This window comes from Erythrobacter sp., assembly GCF_011765465.1.
Classification (GTDB): Bacteria; Pseudomonadota; Alphaproteobacteria; order Sphingomonadales; family Sphingomonadaceae; genus Erythrobacter.
Genome location: NZ_CP050265.1, coordinates 1,662,087 through 1,675,063, shown reverse-complemented (window position 1 = coordinate 1,675,063; position 12,977 = coordinate 1,662,087). Strand labels below are relative to the sequence as shown.

Annotated in this window: 13 protein-coding genes; all 13 read right to left on the bottom strand. The window is 70.4% G+C overall.

Annotated elements, in window-relative coordinates:
* Window positions 1-18 precede the first annotated feature (18 nt).
* Window positions 19-1,188 carry a DUF1501 domain-containing protein gene (locus tag G9473_RS07960; RefSeq protein ID WP_291132168.1) on the bottom strand — a complete coding sequence of 390 codons (1,170 nt, stop codon included), beginning with the start codon at window positions 1,186-1,188 and terminating at the stop codon, window positions 19-21.
* A 5-nt stretch (window positions 1,189-1,193) separates the two neighbouring features.
* Window positions 1,194-2,648, bottom strand: coding sequence for a DUF1800 domain-containing protein (locus G9473_RS07955; protein ID WP_291132165.1), 1,455 nt, complete (start codon window positions 2,646-2,648; stop codon window positions 1,194-1,196).
* A 248-nt stretch (window positions 2,649-2,896) separates the two neighbouring features.
* Entirely contained in the window at window positions 2,897-4,423 is a 1,527-nt protein-coding gene (locus G9473_RS07950) for a methyl-accepting chemotaxis protein (protein WP_291132162.1), read from the bottom strand.
* The gene (locus G9473_RS07945) at window positions 4,411-4,731 is read right to left on the bottom strand and encodes a hypothetical protein (RefSeq protein WP_291132160.1); all 321 of its coding nucleotides are present in this window, start codon (window positions 4,729-4,731) and stop codon (window positions 4,411-4,413) included. Before G9473_RS07945 ends, G9473_RS07950 begins: the two co-directional genes overlap by 13 nt.
* On the bottom strand, window positions 4,721-4,990 hold the full coding sequence (locus G9473_RS07940) for a hypothetical protein (protein ID WP_291132157.1): 270 nt from the start codon (window positions 4,988-4,990) through the stop codon (window positions 4,721-4,723). Before G9473_RS07940 ends, G9473_RS07945 begins: the two co-directional genes overlap by 11 nt.
* Entirely contained in the window at window positions 4,987-5,427 is a 441-nt protein-coding gene (locus G9473_RS07935; protein WP_291132155.1) for a chemotaxis protein CheW, read from the bottom strand. The genes G9473_RS07940 and G9473_RS07935 overlap by 4 nt, the downstream gene beginning before the upstream one ends.
* Window positions 5,428-5,464: 37 nt before the next feature.
* Window positions 5,465-5,824: a response regulator gene (locus tag G9473_RS07930; protein WP_291138328.1), complete on the bottom strand. Its 360-nt coding sequence runs from the start codon at window positions 5,822-5,824 to the stop codon at window positions 5,465-5,467.
* A 113-nt stretch (window positions 5,825-5,937) separates the two neighbouring features.
* The gene (locus G9473_RS07925; RefSeq protein ID WP_291132152.1) at window positions 5,938-6,522 is read right to left on the bottom strand and encodes a chemotaxis protein CheD; all 585 of its coding nucleotides are present in this window, start codon (window positions 6,520-6,522) and stop codon (window positions 5,938-5,940) included.
* Window positions 6,519-7,619 (bottom strand): chemotaxis response regulator protein-glutamate methylesterase, encoded by a 1,101-nt coding sequence (locus G9473_RS07920; RefSeq protein WP_291132149.1) that lies wholly within the window; start codon window positions 7,617-7,619, stop codon window positions 6,519-6,521. Before G9473_RS07920 ends, G9473_RS07925 begins: the two co-directional genes overlap by 4 nt.
* The gene (locus G9473_RS07915; protein ID WP_291132146.1) at window positions 7,616-8,539 is read right to left on the bottom strand and encodes a protein-glutamate O-methyltransferase CheR; all 924 of its coding nucleotides are present in this window, start codon (window positions 8,537-8,539) and stop codon (window positions 7,616-7,618) included. Before G9473_RS07915 ends, G9473_RS07920 begins: the two co-directional genes overlap by 4 nt.
* Window positions 8,536-10,740 (bottom strand): chemotaxis protein CheA, encoded by a 2,205-nt coding sequence (locus G9473_RS07910; RefSeq protein ID WP_291132143.1) that lies wholly within the window; start codon window positions 10,738-10,740, stop codon window positions 8,536-8,538. The genes G9473_RS07915 and G9473_RS07910 overlap by 4 nt, the downstream gene beginning before the upstream one ends.
* Window positions 10,737-11,000 (bottom strand): STAS domain-containing protein, encoded by a 264-nt coding sequence (locus G9473_RS07905; protein WP_291132141.1) that lies wholly within the window; start codon window positions 10,998-11,000, stop codon window positions 10,737-10,739. Before G9473_RS07905 ends, G9473_RS07910 begins: the two co-directional genes overlap by 4 nt.
* Window positions 11,001-11,058: 58 nt before the next feature.
* Complete coding sequence (locus G9473_RS07900; protein ID WP_291132138.1) at window positions 11,059-12,957, bottom strand: methyl-accepting chemotaxis protein; 1,899 nt, start codon at window positions 12,955-12,957, stop codon at window positions 11,059-11,061.
* Window positions 12,958-12,977 lie beyond the last annotated feature (20 nt).

The following is a 12,977-nucleotide window of genomic DNA, read 5'->3' as shown; positions in this document are numbered from 1 at the left end:
CGCGCCCCGCCCACGGGCTCAGCCGTGCACGATACCGCCGAGCGGCTGTGCGGTGCGCCCCGGAAAGAGACGGGCGAGGGCCGCTTTCGGATCGAGCCCGAAATGCTCCGCCACCGCGCCCGCCAGCACGCTTTCGAGCGCGATGGTCGGGGCGAGGTCGCGGCCCTCGTAAAGCGCGGCCTCGCCAAGCCCCGGCCAGTCGGCGACCACGCGCCGTCCCGCCACCGCCCCGCCCAGCGCGATCGCCGCGCCCGCCGTGCCGTGGTCGGTCCCGTTCGTCCCGTTGAAGCGCGCGGTGCGGCCGAACTCGGTCGCGACCAGCACCAGCGTCTGCCCCCACGCGCTGCCCATCGCTGCCGCGTAAGCGCCGAGCAGCGCGTCGAGCTGGCGCGCGGCGCGGGTGAACTGGCCGGGCTGGTTGGCGTGGCTGTCCCACCCGCCCAGCTCGATCATCGCGATCCGCGCGCCGTCCTCCTCGCGCATCAGCGAGGCGGCAAGCTCGCCCGCGGCGGTCGCATCGCGCAGGTTTTTGACCTCGCTCGCCCCGGCCATGGCGCGCGTCTCCATCGCCTGCGCCCACAGCCCGGCGAGCTGTTCGTCGGCGGCATAGAGCTGCGCGACGCGGTCCATGAAATCCCCGCTCGCTTGCGGGAGGGCGGAAGGCGCATAGCTCGACGCGGGCGCAGGCCCTCGCAGGGCAAGCGGCATGGTCGGTGCGATGGCGAGCGCGCGCGGCGGCGCGCCGGCAGCCTCGCCGGTGAGCGCGACCAGCCGGTTGAGCCAGCCGTCCTTTAGGCCATAGGGGCGCGTGCCGCCCGTCTCGATCAGGTTCTGCCCGTCGAAATGCGAGCGGTCGCGATAGGCGGTCGCGGTGGCATGGACGAACAATGCCTCGCCGCGCTCATAGGCCGCGCCGACCGCGTCCAGCGCCGGGTGGATCGCGAAGAAGCCGTTCGCCCGCCGCGCCGCCGCGTAATCGGGCAGGGCGCGCTCGCGCAGCGCCGCGAAGCCGGGGTCGCCTACGGGTGCGAGCATGGCAAGCCCGTCCGCCGCCCCGCGCAGCAGGACGAACAGCAGGTTGCGGCTGCCCGGGCCGCGCGCGAAGGCCATGCGCGGCAGGGCGAGGCTCGCCGCGGAAAGCGCAAGCGATCCTGTGAGCATCGAACGGCGGTCGAATCCGTGGGTCATCGCAGTCACCTCCGCATCATCTCGGGCGCGACCAGCAGCAGGCCGAGCGCCTGCGTCCCGCTTTCCGCGCGGGCGAGCCAGCTGCGCGTATTGTCGGACAGCGCGCCGGGAAAGGCCGCTTCGGCGCGCGCCATGACGTCGCCTGCCGGGACATTGCGCGCGACCCTTTCGGCGAGTTCCACCCGCCGCACCAGCGCGTCCGGCCCGGCCCAGCTCGCCGCGAGATCGTCGTAGCCTGCGGGTGAGGGCGCGCGCCACGGCACCTGGCCGAGTTCGCGCAGCGCGCCCGCAATCCGCTTGTCGTCGAGGTTCTCGACGCCGGTCAGGCGCAGCACCGCGACCAGCCATTCGAACGGCGCGCGATATTTCGCGGGGCTTTCGGTCCACGCCTCGGGCGAGGCGACGAGCGTGCGGGTCAGGCTGGCAAGGTCGCCGCCAGTGGCGAGGAAGTCGGCCTCGAGCCGCGCGACGAGGCTGGTCGGCGGGGCATCGCCCGCGAAATGCCGCGCGAGCTTGGTCGCAACGTGGCGCGCGGTCGCGGGGTGGGCGGCGAGGTCATCGAGCACGGCAAGCGCCTGCTCCGGCCCGGTTTGCGGATAGCTGCGCCCCATGATTCGCCGCGTTCCCGGCTCGTGCGCGAAGGCGACGAAGGCCGCGCCGCCCGGCTGCGGATCGGCGAAGCGTTCGATCCGGCGGATCCCGGCAATCGTCCAGCCGGTCAGCGCGCGGGCGAATTCGGTCACGTCGCCCTGCGTATAGCCGCCCTCGACGCCGAGCGTGTGCAGTTCGAGGATTTCGCGCGCGAGGTTCTCGTTGAGGCCGCGCTCTCGCCCGGCGCCTCGCCGCGCGCGCTGCTGGAAGCGCGAATGGGGACCGACCGACTGGAACTGGTCGAGATAGAGCAGCATCGCCGGGTGCAGCACCGCGGCCTTGAGCAGGTCGGAAAAGCGCCCGAGCACGCGCGGGCGGATCGCGGCGAATTCGTGGTTGCCGACCTGGTGCTGGGTGCCGGGCTTCGCGGCGGAGACGCTGAAGTGGTTGGACCAGAAATGGACCAGCCGCTCGATGAAGGGGGTGTCGCTCACCACCGCGGTGTTGACCTTGAGCGCGATGTCCCGCCGCAGCACCCGGCCCGCGTCCATATAGGATCGACGGATGTCGGGCGGCAGGTCGGCCAGCGGCCCGCGAGCAGTGTCTGCCATTCTTTCGCCAGCCATCATCGCCCCGGTCTGCGCGCCTGCGGGGGCGCGTTCGCGCATCATCCGGTTGCGGCGCAGCAGTTCGAGGATTTCGCCGGCCTTGCCCGACGTGTCCGCGCGCCCGGCAAGGCCCGGCGGGGCGGGGTCGAAGCGGTCGATCTGGGCGAGCAGCGCGGCTTCGGGATCGGTGGCCCCGCGCGCTCCATCCCGCCAGCGCAGGCCGTAGCCGAAGCGGTTGAGAGCAATGCTGCGTTTCCTCATGCCACCTTTCCCTCTTCTGCCGCGCCGCCAAGGATGCCTTGCGCGTCCATGCCTGTCACGTCGCGCTCGGTCGCGAAATGTCGCGCGGCTCGAAGGGGGAACGGGCGAGATACGCCAAACCCTCCGCGGGGCTGCCGATGAAACTCATCGGGGCATCCCCGCGAAGGGCGACGGGTTCCGGTGCCTTCACCGGGTGGCAGGCCGCGCCGCGTTCCCGAAGGAGCGCACCGCGGCAAGAAGGGGCGCGCTCAGGCGGCGGCGCGCAGGTCGGAGGGGCCTTCGCCCGCGGCCCCGTGATCGAAGCTCGCCACGTGGCTTTTCAACTCGCCCGCGCTCTGCATTAGCTGGGCCGAGGCGGCGCTGGTCTGTTCGGCCATCGCCGCGTTCTGCTGCATCGCGCGTTCGAGCAGTTCCATCGCCTCGTTGATGTGCTCGATCCCCGCGAGCGAGCGGTCCGACTTGCCCGCGATCTCGTCGATCCGCTCGGCGATTTCGGTGAAGCGGGTGACGACACCGCCCAAGAGGGTGACGAGTTCCTGCACCCTTTCCACCCCGGTCGTGACCTCGGTCTTGGAGGTGCGGATCAGTTCCTTGATTGCGGTCGCGCTTTCGCCCGAACGCTGGGCGAGTTCGCGCACCTCCCCCGCGACGACCGCGAAGCCCTTGCCCGCCTCGCCCGCGCGGGCGGCCTCGACCCCGGCGTTGAGGGCGAGGAGGTTGGTCTGGAAGGCGATCGAATCGATGAAAGCGATCATCTCGCCGATCTGGGCGGACGACGCCTCGATCCGCTCCATCGCCTCGGCCGCGCCCTTGATCGCCTCGCTGCCGCGGTCGGCATCGGCCTTGGCCTCGAGCGCGGTGGTGCGGGTGGTGGACCAGGCTTCCGAATTCTCCTTGAATTCGCGCAGCAGGTCGGCGGTGGTGCGCGCGACGTTCTCGATCGAGGCGGATTGCTCCTCGGTCTTGGAAGCGAGGTCGTTCGACGCCTCGCGCATTTCGCGCGACCCGCTGGCGACGAGATCGGCGTTGTGCGCGACCGCTCCGACCAGCTTGTCGAGCGCGGCGCAGCTGTCGTTCAGCATGACGCGCGCGCTGTCGTAATCGCCGGGGAAAGGATCTTGCAGCCGGGCCTTGAGGTCGCCCGCGGCAAGCGCTTTCAGCCGGGCGCTCATCGCGGCGAGAACCTCGTTCTGTTCGTGCGCGATCCGCTCGCGCTCGCGTGCGGTGCGCTGTTCCTGCTCGGACTGTTCGCGCCGCGCGGCCATCAGGCCCGTCACGAGCGCTTCGAGCCTGAGACACAGCATGACGAGCACGCCCGCCTCGACCAGCACGATGACGGCGTGGAACAGGACGCGCAGCAGGTCCGCCCCGTCGGGAAAGACATACAGCGGGGCGATGAAATTGAGCGCGAGGTGGTGGACCGCCGTGGTCACTGTCGCGGCGGCGATCACCCGCCAGTCGGCCATGATCGCAAGCGTCGCGAGGAAGGCGAAGAAGGTCATGTGCCAGTCGATGATCCAGCCCGACCCCTTGGCGAGCGCGAGGAACAGCGCGGCATAGAGCGGGAAGGTCGCCCCCAGCGCGATGCGCGCGGCGGCATCGGCACGCCCCGTGGCGGCGCAGAACAGCGGCAGGGCGACGAGCGCGGCCCCGGCCAACGCGAAGGCGGGCGCGCCCGAATAGAGCGCCCAGCCCGCGACGATCGCGCTGCACAGGGCCGAAAGCCCCGCAAGCAATTGCACGCCCTGGAGGCGCAGGCGGTTCAGTTCTTCCACGATGTCTCTCCGTCCTTAACCCCCGCGCAGCCCGTCCCGTCGGCCGCGATCGGGATGATGCCGGCAGCCAGCGCCCTCAACAGGCTGCCGTGATCGGGGACCAGCGCGACCACGCGTCCGCTGGCCGTATCGAGCGCGAGGAAGCGCGCCTCCTCGCGGGCCGCCCAGGCGAGCGCCGCGTCCGGCCCCGCGCCATGCAGCGGCAGCAGCAACGCCGCCTCGCCAGGACGCGGGCAGAGCAGCGCCGTGGCGAAGGCGAAGCCGAGCGCGGCGACGTGGCCCGCGAGCATGATCTTCTCAGGACGCACACGCCTCCTCCAGCGCCGCGCGCAGGTCGCCGAGGCAGATCTCGCCCACCGCCGCTTCGGGATCGCTCGCCGCCAGCACGCGGGCGAGTTCGCGCAGCGACTGCGAGATGCGGTCGATCGCCTGCAACTGCTCCATGTGCCGGGCCGCGATGTCGGGATCGGAACACAGGGCGAGACCCATGCCTTCGGTATCGCTGGCGAGCGCGCCGAGCGATTGCGCGATGGCGGGGTGGATGCCTTGGGGCAGGGCTTGGCTCATGCGGCAAGGTCCAGCTCGTCGTTCGCCATCAGCTTGGTGAGGTCGAGCACCATGACCATGTCGTCGCCCAGCGGGGCCACGCCTTCGAGGAAATTGGTGATGTAATCGTTCTGCACCGCGTCGGGTTGTTGGAGGTCTTCGGCGTCGAGCGAGACGATGTCGTTGACATCGTGCACGATCAGCCCGCGCGACTGGCCTTCGAATTCGGTCACGATGATGGGATTGCGCGGGGTGCATTCGGTCGCCTGCCACCCCAATCGGATCGACAGGTCGATCACCGGCAGCACCGCGCCGCGCAGGTTGACGACGCCCGCGACATATTCGGGCACGCGCGGCAGGCGCGTCACAGGCGACCAGGCGCGGATTTCGCGGATCGTCATGATGTCGATGCCGAAAAGCTGGTCGGCTATCCCGAAAGTGATCAGTTCGCAGCGCATGGGTCTCTTTTTCCGCTCCTGGGGGTGGGGGTCGGGCTCAGTGGGTCACGCGCCGCAGCGCGGTCGTGAGCTTGTCGGCATCGAAGGGCTTGACGATCCAGCCGGTCGCCCCGGCATTGCGGGCGCGCGCCTTCTTTTCGTCCGAGCTTTCGGTGGTCAGCACGAGAATCGGCCGGTCGGCATGGAGCGCGCTTCCCCGCAGTTTCTCGATCAGGCCGAACCCGTCGAGCCGCGGCATATTGATGTCGGTGATGATGACGTCGACCTCGTTGGTGGCCAGCCATTCGAGCGCTTCCTGCCCGTCCTCGGCCTGTTCGACCGCGAACCCGCGCGAGGACAGCGCGGCGAGCAGCAGCGCGCGCATCGAGGCGCTGTCGTCGACGGTCAGCACGCGGATCGATCCGTCCCCGCCGGGGTTCTCGGCGGTGGCGGTATCGGCGGGCGCGGTATTCGGGGGCGCGCTGCGGGGCGAGGAAGCGTGGGCTGGCGACATATCCTGATCCTTTCGTGCTAGAATAGCTCGACCGTCCCAATCGCCGATTGCGGCCGGGCCAGTGGTTTTTGCGTAGGTGCGGCATCGCGCGCGACCACCCGGCAGCGCACGAGGCCCGAGGCGGGGCGGAACTGGATGCGGCGCGCGTGGCGCCCTTCGAGGTCCTCGTAGACCTGCTCGATCCCCTCGCGGCGAAGGAAATCGCGGGCGAAGGCGGCATTCGCCGAACCGATCGGCGCAAGGTCGGGATTGATGTTCGCCCCGCCGTAGAGTCGCCCCTTCATGCGCGACTTGCTCGCGCCCAGTTGCAGCATCTCGTTGACCAGCAGCTCCATCAGGAAGAGGCCGTAGTCGCGGTCGAAACTGGCGCGGTCTGCGTGCTCGGGGGGTTCTGCCAGAAGGAAGTGGTTCATCCCCCCGACCCGCGCGCGCAGGTCGAACAGGCAGGTCGCAACGCAGCTGCCGAGCACCGTGCCCATTTCCACCGCCGGGTCGGCGCTGGCCTTCGCCTGGCCCTGCAGGATGGTGAGCCGAACCGGCGCAGGGGCTTCGAGGTCGGCCTGCGCCAGGTCCGACGGGGGTATGGAAAGCGGGGCGCTCATCGGGCGATCTCCTCGGGAGTGAACAGGGCATCGGCGATGCTGGCTAGCGGTAGGACTTCGCTTGCCGCGCCGAGCGCGATCGCGGCGCGCGGCATTCCGAAGACGACGCAGCTGTCCTCGTCCTGCGCGATGGTGTGCGCGCCGGCGCGGTGCATGGCGGCAAGCCCCTCCGCGCCGTCGCGGCCCATGCCGGTAAGCAGGACGCCGCAGGCGCGCGCGCCCACCCGCTCGGCGACCGAGCGAAACAGGATATCGACGCTCGGGCGGTGGCCGGCGACCGGCTCGCCCGCGCGCAGCACGCAGCGGTGGCCGCGCGCCCCTGCGCTCGCGACGAGCATATGCTTGGCATCGCCCGGCGCGAGCAGGACCGTCCCGCGGGCGAGGGGCAGGTCGCTTTCGCCGAGCATGACGCGCGGGCGCGCGATCCGGCCGAGGGACTGGACAATGGCGGGGGCGAAACAGGCGTTGACGTGCTGGACGATCAGCGTCGGCGGGCAATCCTCGGGGAACCGCGCGAGCAGGGTGTGAAGCGCCTCGACCCCGCCGGTGGAGGCGCCGATGGCGATGAGCTCGGGCGCACCTCCGGGACGCAGCGGGGGCGCGGGCTGCGGCGCGGATGCAGGCCGGGGAGCGGGCGCGCGGGGGCGCCCGGCGGGACGGTCCCCCCCGCGCGCCGGGCCGAGCCGGACCGAGGCCGCCTCGCGCACCATCCGCGCGAGCGCGCCGCCGTCGTCGTGCCCCGTGCCGCGCTGGAGTTCGGACTTGGCGTAGCAATCGACCGCGCCCAGGCTCAGCGCCCGCGCGGTCGCGCTCGCCCCCGCCTCGGTCGCACTGGAGACAATGATGACCGGGGTCGGGCGCAGGGTCATGATCTTCTCGAGGAAGGACAGGCCGTCCATCCCCGGCATCTCGATGTCGAGCGTCACCACGTCCGGGTCGAGCGCCTTGATCAGCGCGCGCGCTTCGTTCGCATTGGCGGCAGAGCCCACGACCTCGATGTCGGCCTCTCGCGTGAGGCGGTGCTGAAGCAGCGCGCGCATCACCGCCGAATCGTCGACCACGAGGACGCGCAGGGGAGGTTTCACCGCCGCGTTCATGCCGCCCTCCGCCGGTAGATCGTCGGGCCTACGGGATCGATCAGCGCGCTCGCCTCGCCCGAGACGCGCTCGGAATGGCCGATGTATAGATAGCCCCCCGGCGCAAGCTGGCGGGCGAGCGCGAGGACGAGCTGCTCCTTCGAGGCGGCATCGAAATAGATCATCACGTTGCGGCAGAAGATCACGTCGAAGGCATTGGCGAAGGGCCAGGGGCGCAGAAGGTTGAGCTGGCGGAAGCGCACCAGCGCGCGCGGCTCCGGGCCGATGGAGAGCCGTTCCGGTCCGCTTGCGGCGGCAGGCGCGGCGGGTGCGGTCCAGTGGCGGCGCAGGCGCTCGGGCACGGCGGCAATCGCCTCGGCCGGGTAGGTCGCGGCCTTGGCGCTGGCGAGCGCCTGGCCCGACAGGTCGCTCGCGAGCGCAACCACGTCGCGCGTCGCGAGCCGCTTGCCCGCGCCCTTGTCCTCGCCCAGCAGGACCATCATCAGCGTCCAGATCTCCTCCCCGCTCGAACAGCCCGCCGACCACAATCGGACGCGCCCGCCTTGCGAAGCGCGGGCGACGAGTCCGGGGCGGACCTCGGCCTCGAAATGCTCGAAATGGTGCGGCTCGCGGTTGAAATAGGTGTGGTTGGTGGTGATCGCGGCGATCGCGTTCATCGCTTCGCCCGGGTCGGTTTCGATGAGGTCGAGATATTCGCCGAAGCTCGTCCGCCCGCTGCGCCGCACCAGCGGGGCGAGGCGCGAATAGGCGAGCATCCGCTTGCGTTCGGAAAGGACGATGCCCGCCTCGACCCGCGCGAGTTCGGCGATGCGAAGGAAGTCTGCTTCGGAATAGACCATCGGGCTGATGCCGGGGACGAGCGCGGCCTCGCCGCCGCTCCCTTCGCCCCCTCGCGTGCCCGCCGCGCGCTCCGCCGTCATGCCGCGTGCGCCATTCCGGGGGCCGGCGCACCGGTCGACTGGACGAGGAAATCGACATCGACGATCAGCGCGACCTGGCCATTGCCCATGATCGTCGCGCCCGCGACGCTGTCGACCGCGCGGTAATGGGCATCGAGGCTCTTGATCACGAATTGCCGCTGGTCGGCGATCGCATCGACCAGAAGCGCGGCGCGCCCGCTGCCTTCGGTCTCGACGAGCACCAGCACGCCCTTGCTCGGATCGGCCTCCCAGTCGCGCGCGCCGGTCATCGCGCCCAGCGAGACGATCGGCACGAAGGCGCCGCGCACGTTGAGCATCTGGCGCTGCGTGCCAAGCCCTTTCAGTTCGTCCGCCGCGGGGCGCAGGCTTTCGATCACGTGGGTCAGCGGGATGACGAGCGACTGGTCGCCGACCTCGACGATCATCCCGTCGGAAATCGCCAGCGTCAGCGGCAGGGCGAGGACGAAGGTCGTGCCCTTGCCCGGTTCGGATTCGATCGTGATGCGCCCGCCCAGGTCCTTCACGTTCTGCTTGACCACGTCCATGCCCACGCCGCGCCCGGAAATGTTCGAGATCTCCTTGGCGGTCGACAGGCCGGGGGCGAAGACGAGCTGGCAGCATTCCTCGTCCGACAGTTGCGCGTCCTCGGCGATGATGCCGCTCGCGACAGCCTTGGCGCGGATCTTCTCGCGGTCGATCCCGCGTCCGTCGTCGCCGATGCGGATGACGATGCGGCCCGCCTTCTGTTCGGCGGAAAGCGACAGCGTGCCTTCGGGGTCCTTGCCCGCCGCCTGGCGGTCCTCGGCCGGTTCGATGCCGTGGTCGACCGCGTTGCGGATGAGATGGGTCATCGGCTCGGACAGGCGCTCGATCACGGTCTTGTCGAGCTCGGTCGTCTCGCCGGTCACCTCGAGCTTGACGTGCTTGCCGGTCTTGCCCGCCAGTTCGCGCAGCAGGCGCGGCACGCGCCCGAACACCGCGCTGATCGGCTGGGCGCGGAAGGCCATCGCGTGTTCCTGGATGTCGCGCACGAGCGTGTCGAGCATCGCGAGCTCCTCGACATGGGCGACGTTTTCATCGGCGAGGCGCTGGGTCAGCATGGCCTGCGCGATGACGAGCTCGCCCACGCCGTCGATCAGGCGGTCGAGTTTCTTGAGGTCGATGCGGACCGATTGCGACCCGCCGACCGCAGGACTGCTGCTCCCGCCGGACGCGCCTTGCGGCTTGCGCCGTTCGGCGGTGAGCGGCGGGGTGGGCTGGCCGGGCGGGTCGACGGGCGCTTCGCGGCGGGGGATCTTGACCGCGGGCAGGCCGTCCTCGCCATAGGCGACGGCGACATCCTCGCCCGCGAAGTCGAAGATGTCCGCGACCTGTTCGCGGGTGACGTGGGCGGGCATCCGGAAGGTCCAGCCGAAATAGCCTTCCTCGACCAGCAGCCGTTCGAGCGCGGGGATCGCGGAGACGTCGCACGCCTCGCAGGTGCCGCCCAGCTCGGCCAGTTCGCGCAGCCACAAGAGCGGCTCGCTGCCGTTCGCCATGGCGCCCGAATGGGGCCGGATGTGCACGAGCCACTCCGCGCCGCCGCCGGTTTCGGTCGCACCGTCCGCAGGCGCGGAGTCGGCGACGGGTTCGGGTTCGGGTTCGGGTTCAGGGCTGGGCTCGGGCGAGGCAGCGGGGGCCGGATCGGCCGCGAGTTCGTCGAGCAGCGCGTCGAGATCGTCGAGGCCGGAGGAGGCCGAGGGAGCCTCCGGCGCCTGCGGTGCCTCCGGTTCCTGCTCGGACGGTGCGGCAGGCGCATCTTCGCCAACGACGCCGCCACCGTCGCCGCCCGCCTGCGCCGCTTCGAGCTGGCCGATAAGGGCGGCATCGTCGGGCGCCTCGGCCCCGCTGCGGGCGGCTTCAACGTGGTCGCGCAGCAGGTCGAGCGCGGTCAGCATGAGGTCGACCAGCGCCGGGGTCAGTTCGATCTTGTGTTCGCGGATTTCACCCAGCAGGTTCTCGAAGCAATGGGTGAACGCCTGCATCGCGAGGTGCCCGAAGGCCCCCGCGCCGCCTTTCACCGAATGGACCGCGCGGAAGATCGCGTTGATCGTCTCGTCGTCGTGCGTGCCGTTGCGGCAGGCATCGAGCCCGGCCTCGGCGGCTTCGAGCGATTCCTCGCACTCGACGAAGAAGATCTGCTGGATGTCGTCTTCGTTCATCGCGCCGCCTCCTCGAGAAGAACCGTCTCGAGCCCGGCAAGCCGGACCGCGGCAAGGAATGCCTCGCTCGGGTTGGCGAGCGCGATGCCCCCTTCGGTGCGCGCGGCCGAGACGAGCAGCTGGAGCATGGCCTGGCCGATCCGCTCGACCTTGGCGGCGTCGACCGCCAGCGGGCTGACCCCTATCGCATCGCACATTTCGGGGATCAGCGCGCTCGCCGCGGCGCGGTCGCATTTGCTCGGCAGGGTGATGGTCTGCACGGGGTACTCCGGGTGTGTCGGTGGTCGGGTGAGAGGGCGCGCCAGCCGCGCCCCGGGGTCAGAATTCGCTCCAGTCCTGTTCCTCGATTTCTGCCGGGGCGACAGGCATCTCCTCCGCCGGTTCGGGCTTGAGCGCGAGATTGCCGCTGGTCGCCGGCGCAGGCGCGGGCTGGGGCGCGGCGCGGCGCGGCTGCACGGCTGGGCGCGCGGGGGCGGGGCGTGTGGCGGGCGCGAGAGCGGCTGCGGCGGGCGCATCCTCGCCGGTGCGGAACTGCGCGACGAGATCGCCCAGCCGCCGCGCTTCGTCGGCGAGGCTGCGCGCGGAAGCGGTGGTTTCCTCGACCATGGCGGCGTTCTGCTGGGTCATCTGGTCCATCGTCCCGACCGAGCTGTTCACCTGTTCGAGATTGACCGCCTGCGAGGCGGCCATTTCGGCAATGTCGTCGACCTGCGCCGTGACCTTGCCGATCTGGGCGACGATCTCGCCCAGCAGCGTGCCGGTCTCCCCGACGAGGTTGACCCCGTCGCCCACATGGGCGGTCGACTTGTCGATCAGCGCCTTGATGTCGCGCGCGGCATCGGCGCTTCTCTGGGCAAGCCCGCGGACTTCGTTGGCGACAACGGCGAAGCCCTTGCCCGCCTCGCCAGCGCGCGCGGCTTCGACCCCGGCGTTCAGGGCAAGCAGGTTGGTCTGGAAGGCGATCCCGTCGATCAGTTCGATGATCTGGGTGATTTCCTGCGCGCTGCTTTCGATCGCGGCCATGGCATCGACCGCGCGGGCGACGACTTCGCCGCCCTCGGTCGCCTGCTTGTGGGTGCGGCCCATCGCCTCCTGCGCGCTCTTGGCGTTCTCGGCGCTTTTCTTAACGAGGCCGGTGACCTGGCTCATCGAGGCGGCGGTCTCCTCGAGGCTGGCGGCCTGTTCCTCGTTGCGGTTGGAGAGGTCTTCCGACGCGACGCGAATCTCGTCCGATCCGGTGCGCACGCTGGCGGAAGAGGAGCGCACGCTGGCGATCATCGCCGCGAGCTTGCCGATCGAGGTGTTGTAAGCCTCGCGGATCGCGGCGTGTTCGCCGGTCACGCTGTCGTCGATACGGTGGACGAGATCGCCGTCCGACAGTTTGCCGAGCGCGCCCGACAGCGTCTCGACCACGTGGGCCTGCGCCGCGGAGCGTTCCTTGTCGGCCTTGAGAGAGGCGCGGAACTGTTCGATCGCGCGGGTCATCGTGCCGATCTCGTCGTCGCGGTGGGTGTGCGTGCGGCCGACCTCGAGATCGCCCGAGGCCATGGCTTCCATCACGCCAGCGGTCTCGCCCAGTGGACGCAGCACCTTGCGCGTCACCATGGCGAAGCAGGCGATCAGCGCGGCCGCGAGGATCAGGCCGAGCGCGACGAGGATGGTCGTGATCGTCGCCACCGTGCCCGCGCTTTCGGTGTCCAGCGCGTCGCGGCGCGCGGCGGTGTCGGCGAGCAGCTGGTCGACCGCCCCGCGATGCGCGCGGTAGACCATCAGAAGCTCGCGCAGGATCGCGCGCGCACGGCCCATTTCGTCGTTCCGGATTGCGGGGATCAACTCGCGCTCGACGATGTTCCAGAACTCCGCGCCGTGGGTCGCGGTGGTCTCGGCCAGGCCGCGCTTGAGGTCCTCGTCGAGTTCGGAAGCGGCCCAGGCTTCGGTCGCGGCCTGCCATTCGCGCTTCTGCCGGCCGAGATATTCGGCGTGCTCGGCAAGGTTGTCCGGGTTGTTCGCCATCAGGTTCACTTCCATGAACGGCTCGAGCAGGTAGGCCGGCGGCGGATTGATCGCGGCCTCGAAGGCGGCCATGCGCTCGTTTTCGAGCTGCATCGCCCCGCCGAAGCGGATTTCGTTGACGCCGTAGAAGGCGACGAGCCCGCCGATGCCGATCAGGCCGATGATGGCGGCGGACACATATCTGGACAGCTGCTGGATAGTCACGGCGTACCCTTTCCCTTGCC

Excerpts from the sequence above, each read along its gene's own strand:
- G9473_RS07960 (WP_291132168.1), bottom strand. The coding sequence starts at position 1,188 with ATGACCCACGGATTCGACCGCCGTTCGATGCTCACAGGATCGCTTGCG.
- G9473_RS07955 (WP_291132165.1), bottom strand. The coding sequence starts at position 2,648 with ATGAGGAAACGCAGCATTGCTCTCAACCGCTTCGGCTACGGCCTGCGC.
- G9473_RS07940 (WP_291132157.1), bottom strand. The coding sequence starts at position 4,990 with ATGAGCCAAGCCCTGCCCCAAGGCATCCACCCCGCCATCGCGCAATCG.
- G9473_RS07935 (WP_291132155.1), bottom strand. The coding sequence starts at position 5,427 with ATGCGCTGCGAACTGATCACTTTCGGGATAGCCGACCAGCTTTTCGGC.
- G9473_RS07925 (WP_291132152.1), bottom strand. The coding sequence starts at position 6,522 with ATGAGCGCCCCGCTTTCCATACCCCCGTCGGACCTGGCGCAGGCCGAC.
- G9473_RS07920 (WP_291132149.1), bottom strand. The coding sequence starts at position 7,619 with ATGAACGCGGCGGTGAAACCTCCCCTGCGCGTCCTCGTGGTCGACGAT.
- G9473_RS07915 (WP_291132146.1), bottom strand. The coding sequence starts at position 8,539 with ATGACGGCGGAGCGCGCGGCGGGCACGCGAGGGGGCGAAGGGAGCGGC.
- G9473_RS07910 (WP_291132143.1), bottom strand. The coding sequence starts at position 10,740 with ATGAACGAAGACGACATCCAGCAGATCTTCTTCGTCGAGTGCGAGGAA.